The following is a 6,040-nucleotide window of genomic DNA, read 5'->3' on the forward strand; positions in this document are numbered from 1 at the left end:
CGGGCAAGCCCGCTCCCACAGGGTTTGGTGACCGACAGTAAAACGCTGAGGTTCCACAGAGTGGAACCACCTTTGATTGTCCTCGTGCCCACATCGCGGTTATCTGGCGGTGTGCAGCAAACAAGAACGGGAACACCCGCCTGTGAGGAGAATCACCATGCGCCCACACCAGCACATTCTGGATTGGCTCAGCGACGTCGCCGGCGACTTGCACGCCGTGCGCCACGATATCCACGCCCATCCCGAACTCGGTTTTGAAGAGAACCGCACCTCGGCCCTCGTCGCGCAATCCCTGAAAGACTGGGGCTTTGATGTGCACACCGGCATTGGCAAGACCGGCGTGGTCGGTGTGTTGCGTAACGGCAGCAGCTCACGCACCCTGGGCATTCGTGCCGACATGGACGCCTTGCCCATCATCGAAAATACCGGCGCGGCCTACACCAGCCAGCACGCCGGTTGCATGCACGCCTGCGGGCATGATGGCCACACCACCATGTTGCTCGGCGCCGCTCGTTACCTGGCGGCCACGCGGCAGTTCGACGGCACCTTGAACCTGATCTTCCAGCCCGCCGAAGAAGGTCAGGGGGGCGCCGAAGCCATGCTCGCCGACGGTCTGCTTGAACGCTTCCCCTGTGACGGCCTGTTCGGCATGCACAATATGCCGGGCTTGCCAGCGGGGCATTTGGGATTAAAAGTCGGGTCGATGATGGCGTCCCAGGATTTGCTCACCGTGACCCTCGAGGGTGTCGGCGGCCATGGGTCGATGCCGCATTTGACGGTGGACCCACTGGTGGCGGCAGCGAGTATGGTCATGGCGTTGCAGACGGTGGTGGCGCGCAACATCGATACCCAGGAAGCCGCCGTGGTGACGGTCGGCGCCCTGCAAGCCGGTCAGGCCGCCAACGTGATTCCTCAGCAAGCGTTGCTGCGCTTGAGCCTGCGCGCACTCAACCCCAAGGTGCGCGAACAGATGCTGGAGCGGGTCAACGCCATCATCCAGACCCAGGCCGCCAGCTTCGGCTGCACCGTGCAGGTCGAACACCGCCCGGCTTACCCGGTACTGGTCAACCACCCCGAAGAAACCGAATTCGCCCGTCAGGTCGGTGTCGCCTTGCTCGGCGCCGAGGCGGTGGATGGCAATACCCGCATGCTGATGGGCAGCGAAGACTTCGCCTGGATGCTGCAACGCTGCCCCGGTAGCTACCTGTTTATCGGCAACGGCGTTTCACGGCCGATGGTCCACAACCCCGCCTATGACTTCAACGACGACATCCTGCTGACTGGCGCCGCCTATTGGGGCGCGTTGGCCGAGAGCTGGCTCAAGCCCGCCTGACGAACGCACTTTTTCTGCCGCTGGACCCTTTTCCTTATCGGTTGAATGGAGTGTTCCTCATGCAGACTTCACACACAGGCGTCTCCCGCACCCGCCAAGTGGTGGCGGCGGTGATCGGCAATGCGCTGGAATGGTATGACTTCATCGTCTACGGCTTTTTGGCGAGCATCATCGCCCGACAGTTTTTCCCATCCGAGGACGAATACGCCTCGCTGTTGATGGCCTTGGCGACCTTCGGCGTGGGTTTTTTCATGCGTCCGGTGGGCGGCATCCTGTTGGGCATCTATTCCGACCGCAAAGGACGCAAGGCCGCGATGCAGTTGATTATCCGGCTGATGACCGTGTCCATCGCGCTGATCGCCTTCGCGCCCAACTACGCTGCCATCGGCATGGGCGCGCCGTTGCTGATCGTGGTGGCGCGCATGCTCCAGGGCTTTGCCACCGGCGGTGAGTACGCCAGTGCCACTGCGTTTCTGGTTGAAAGCGCACCAGCCCATCGCAAGGGGTTGTATGGCTCGTGGCAATTGGTGGGGCAATGCCTGGCGGTGTTTGGCGGCGCGGCGATGGTGGCGTTGGTCACGCACTTCTTTTCCCCTGAAACCCTCGACCTGTGGGGCTGGCGTCTGCCCTTTGTTCTGGGCTTGCTGATTGGTCCGGTGGGGCTGTGGATTCGCCGTCATATGGAAGACCCGGAAGAGTTCATCGAAGCACGCAAGCAGGCCACTGGTCCGGCGCCGAGCCTGATGCAGGTGATCCGCGAGCATCGACGCAGCATCCTGGTGTCCATGGGCCTGGCTTGCGGTGCGACGGTGTCGTTCTACGTGGTGCTGGTGAACATGCCGACGTTCGCCCACAAGAACCTCGGCCTGCCGTTGGACCAGGTGCTGATGGTGCAGATGTTTGCCGTGGCGCTGATGACCGTGGTGATTCCGTTGTCGGGCTTGCTCTCGGATCGTCTGGGACGCAGGCCGGTGTTGATGGCGTTCACCCTGGCGTTCTTCGTGATGGTCTACCCGTTGTATGTGTGGGTGGCCGCCGCGCCGTCCATCGAGCGTTTGCTGGTGATGCAGGTGATGCTCTGCACCGCCATCGGAGGATTTTTTGGCCCGGCCCCGACGGCGTTGGCCGAGCAGTTTCCGATTGAGGTGCGTTCGACCGGTGTGTCGGTGGCCTATAACGTGGCGGTCATGGTGTTTGGCGGGTTTGCCCCGCTGATCGTCACATGGTTGAGCAAGGTGCTTGGCACGCCGGTCGCGCCATCCTTCTATGTACTGTTCGCTTGCGTGCTGACGCTGCTGGGCACTTACTGCATGCATGAGGCGCCGCGTGCCAAAAAGCCGCTGCCGTTTTCGAGTGAGGTGAAGCCTTGAGTATTGTTGATTGGGATGCCACTGAACTGTCGCGGGCGATCCACGCACGGCAGGTATCGTGCGAAGAAGTGATGCAGGCATATCTGGCACAGATCCAGCGCTTTAACCCAGGTGTGAATGCACTGGTGTCGTTGCGTGATGCCGACGAAGTGCTGGCCGAGGCGCGGTCCTGTGATCGTGAGCTGGACCAGGGCCGTTCCCGTGGCTGGATGCACGGCATGCCCCAGGCGATCAAGGACCTGGCGGCCACCCAGGGTTTGCGTACCACCCTCGGCTCACCGTTGTTTGCCGAGCATGTGCCGACAGAAGACGCCATCAGCGTGGCGCGGGTGCGGGCCAGCGGCGCGATCATTATCGGCAAGAGCAATGTGCCGGAGTTTGGCCTGGGCTCACAGACCTACAACACGCTGTTCGGCACCACCGGCAACGCGTATGACCCAAGCCGTGTCGCGGGCGGTAGCAGCGGCGGGGCGGCGGTGGCCCTGGCGTTGCGCATGCTGCCGGTGGCCGATGGCAGCGACATGATGGGCTCGCTGCGCAACCCGGCCGCGTTCAACAACGTATTTGGCTTGCGCCCGTCCCAGGGGCGGGTGCCCCACGGGCCGATGCCGGAACTGTTCGTGCAGCAACTGGGCACCGAAGGCCCGATGGGCCGCAGCGTGACCGATGTGGCGCAGTTGTTGAGCATCCAGGCCGGTTACGATCCACGGGTGCCATTGTCCTCCAAGGACGATCCAACGATCCTGGGCCAACCTTTGCAGCGTGATTTCAAGGGCGCGCGCCTGGGCTGGCTCGGTGACTATAACGGTTACCTGCCGATGGAAGATGGCGTGCTGAGCCTGTGTGAATCAGCCCTCGGCGATTTCGTCACGCTGGGTTGCGACGTTGAACCTTGCCAGCCGGATTTCTCCCTGGCCCACCTGTGGCGCAGTTGGCTGGTGCACCGCCACTGGCTGGTGCAGGGCAACCTGGGCGCGGCCTATGCGAATCCGAAAAAGCGCGCACTGCTCAAGCCCGAAGCCCAATGGGAAGTGGAGGGCGGCCTGAGCTTGAGTGCCCAACAGGTGTATCAGGCGTCGGTAGACCGCAGCGAGTGGTATCGCGCCTTGGCCAAGTTGTTCGAACGTTACGATTTCCTGCTGTTGCCCACTGCCCAAGTGTTCCCTTTCGATGCACAACAGTCCTGGCCGCGCCAGGTGGCGGGGCGTGAAATGGACACCTATCACCGTTGGATGGAAGTGGTGATCGGCCCCACGTTGGCCGGCCTGCCGAGCATGAACATTCCGGTGGGCTTTAACCCACAGGGCCTGCCCATGGGCCTGCAGATCATCGGCCCGGCCCAGGCCGACCGTGCGGTACTGCAACTGGCGTATGCCCATGAACAACTGACGCAATGGGTGCAGAGGCGGCCGCCTGCTTGTCTTGAATTGACCGGTTGACGCGGGACGGGCCTGTATCTTGCTGTGAACAATGATCATCCATCGGCAACCGGGAGATCGAACATGGAGACAGGCACCGTACGCTCGGTTGAGCGCGCACTGGCAATCGTCGAATTACTCGGTGAACACCAGGCCCTGGGGCTGGAAGAGTTGCACTACCTGACGCGTCTGCCCAAGGCCACCGTGTCGCGCATGTTGCTGACCTTGCAGGAGCAGGGCTGGGTCTATCGCGGCCTGAGCGATCGGCGTTATCGCTTGCGCGCCCAGCGCTTGTTCGGTGATACCCAGCAACGTTTCAAGCGCCAGGTGGTGGAAAGCGCCGCACCCTGGCTGCTGGAGTTGAGCGAGCGCACCGGTTTGGTGGTGGACTTGTCCTGTTTTGACGGCGAGCGCCTGGAGGTCATGGAAAGTGCGATTCCAGGTGTGTTGCGCAAGCTGTACCCGAACAACTGCCAGATCGTCGGCCAGCATGCCAGCCTGTTTCATTCGGCCATGGGCAAGGCGTGCCTCACGCAATTGCCCTTTGATGAAGTGCAACGCCTGGCAGGCCGAGACCAGGTGGCGGCAGACGAGCAATACCATGTCTGCGAGCAGACCCAGCACCAGGGCTTCGGCCAACGCACCGAAGGTTACTGGGAGTACCCGGTGCGTTTGCCGTTCCTGATTCGTGCGGTGGCCCTGCCGGTGCGTGCCAATGGCCGTCTGGTGGGCAGCATGGCGTTGCATTGGCCGATGCATCAGGCGCCGGTGGAGCGGGTGCTGAACTTACACATGGCCAGCCTTCAGGAGACCGTGCACGAAGTGCAGCGGGCGTTGGCCTAGGCAGTCGCCGCAGGGCCAATGTGGGAGGGGGCTTGCCCCCGATGAGGGCGTGTCAGTTGATAGATCTATGACTGACACATCGCCATCGGGGCAAGCCCCCTCCCACACACGCCGCGTTCCATATTGGGTTTGCGTCGTTTGTGACATTGCGCTTAAGGTTCGTGCAGGTTTTTCGTCCCATGAGTCTTCAATGTCAATCAAACCCCTGGCCTTCGCCTTGCTGGCCGCCGCCTCTGTGCCTGCTTATGCCGATTGGTATCTGGATAACGAATCCTCGCGACTTTCGTTCGTCACGACCAAAAACACCGAAATCGCCGAAGTGCATCGCTTCCTGGTGTTGCATGGCAAGGTCGATGGCAACGGCGCGGCGCAGTTGGAGGTCGAACTGGAGTCGATCAACAGTGGCATCCCCTTGCGCGATGAGCGCATGCGCAACGACCTGTTTGAGATCAAGATCTTCCCTGACGCCCAGATCAACGCGCAGATAAACCTGCAACCGATCAACGATCTGGCCCCAGGCGCGCAGTTGGAGTTGCGTCTGCCGTTGGCGGTCACGTTGCATGGCAAGACCCAGACCTACAGTGCCGAGCTGCTGGCCACACGGCTGGACGATCGTCGTTTCCAAGTGGTGACCCTGGAGCCCGTGGTGGTGCATGCCGAGGATTTCGAACTGATGCCTGGTGTGGCGGCCTTGCGTAAGGCGGCGGGGCTCAGCTCGATCAGTCTGTCGGTGCCGGTGGGTGCGGTACTGATCTTTTCGGCGCGCTGACATGGGCGGCGCGGTGTTTCCCTGGCGCAGCGCCAACCGTTTCGAGTTACTGATCGACGGGCCGACTTTCTTCCCGCAGATGTTGGTGGGCATTGCCCGTGCCGAACGGCAGGTGGACCTCGAACTCTATCTGGTGGAAGCCGGCGCGTGCGCCGACGCCATGGTGCAGGCATTGGTACTGGCCGCCGAGCGTGGGGTGCGGGTGCGCTGCTTGTTCGATGATTACGGCAGCCTGGCGTTCACCCTTGGGCTGCGTAAGCGCTTGATCGACGCCGGTGTCGAGCTGCGTTTCTACAATCGCCTCAAC

6 protein-coding genes are annotated in these 6,040 nt (G+C 62.2%); all 6 read left to right on the top strand.

What is annotated here, in order from left to right:
• Nucleotides 1-157: 157 nt before the first annotated feature.
• Nucleotides 158-1,333, top strand: coding sequence for a M20 aminoacylase family protein (locus ACRESD_RS10770; RefSeq protein ID WP_431750892.1), 1,176 nt, complete (start codon nucleotides 158-160; stop codon nucleotides 1,331-1,333).
• Between the two features lie 59 nt (nucleotides 1,334-1,392).
• The gene (locus ACRESD_RS10775; RefSeq protein ID WP_431750893.1) at nucleotides 1,393-2,703 is read left to right on the top strand and encodes a citrate-proton symporter; all 1,311 of its coding nucleotides are present in this window, start codon (nucleotides 1,393-1,395) and stop codon (nucleotides 2,701-2,703) included.
• Nucleotides 2,700-4,142, top strand: a complete 1,443-nt coding sequence (locus tag ACRESD_RS10780; RefSeq protein ID WP_431750894.1) for an amidase — start codon at nucleotides 2,700-2,702, stop codon at nucleotides 4,140-4,142. The genes ACRESD_RS10775 and ACRESD_RS10780 overlap by 4 nt, the downstream gene beginning before the upstream one ends.
• Nucleotides 4,143-4,205: 63 nt before the next feature.
• Complete coding sequence (locus ACRESD_RS10785; protein ID WP_431750895.1) at nucleotides 4,206-4,964, top strand: IclR family transcriptional regulator; 759 nt, start codon at nucleotides 4,206-4,208, stop codon at nucleotides 4,962-4,964.
• A 190-nt stretch (nucleotides 4,965-5,154) separates the two neighbouring features.
• Nucleotides 5,155-5,733 (top strand): YceI family protein, encoded by a 579-nt coding sequence (locus ACRESD_RS10790; RefSeq protein WP_431750896.1) that lies wholly within the window; start codon nucleotides 5,155-5,157, stop codon nucleotides 5,731-5,733.
• Between the two features lies 1 nt (nucleotide 5,734).
• Nucleotides 5,735-6,040, top strand: a 306-nt coding sequence (locus tag ACRESD_RS10795) for a phospholipase D-like domain-containing protein (protein WP_431750897.1), incomplete at its 3' end; no start/stop codon positions are given.

The organism is Pseudomonas sp. (genome assembly GCF_050739995.1).
In the GTDB taxonomy this organism is placed as follows: domain Bacteria; phylum Pseudomonadota; class Gammaproteobacteria; order Pseudomonadales; family Pseudomonadaceae; genus Aquipseudomonas.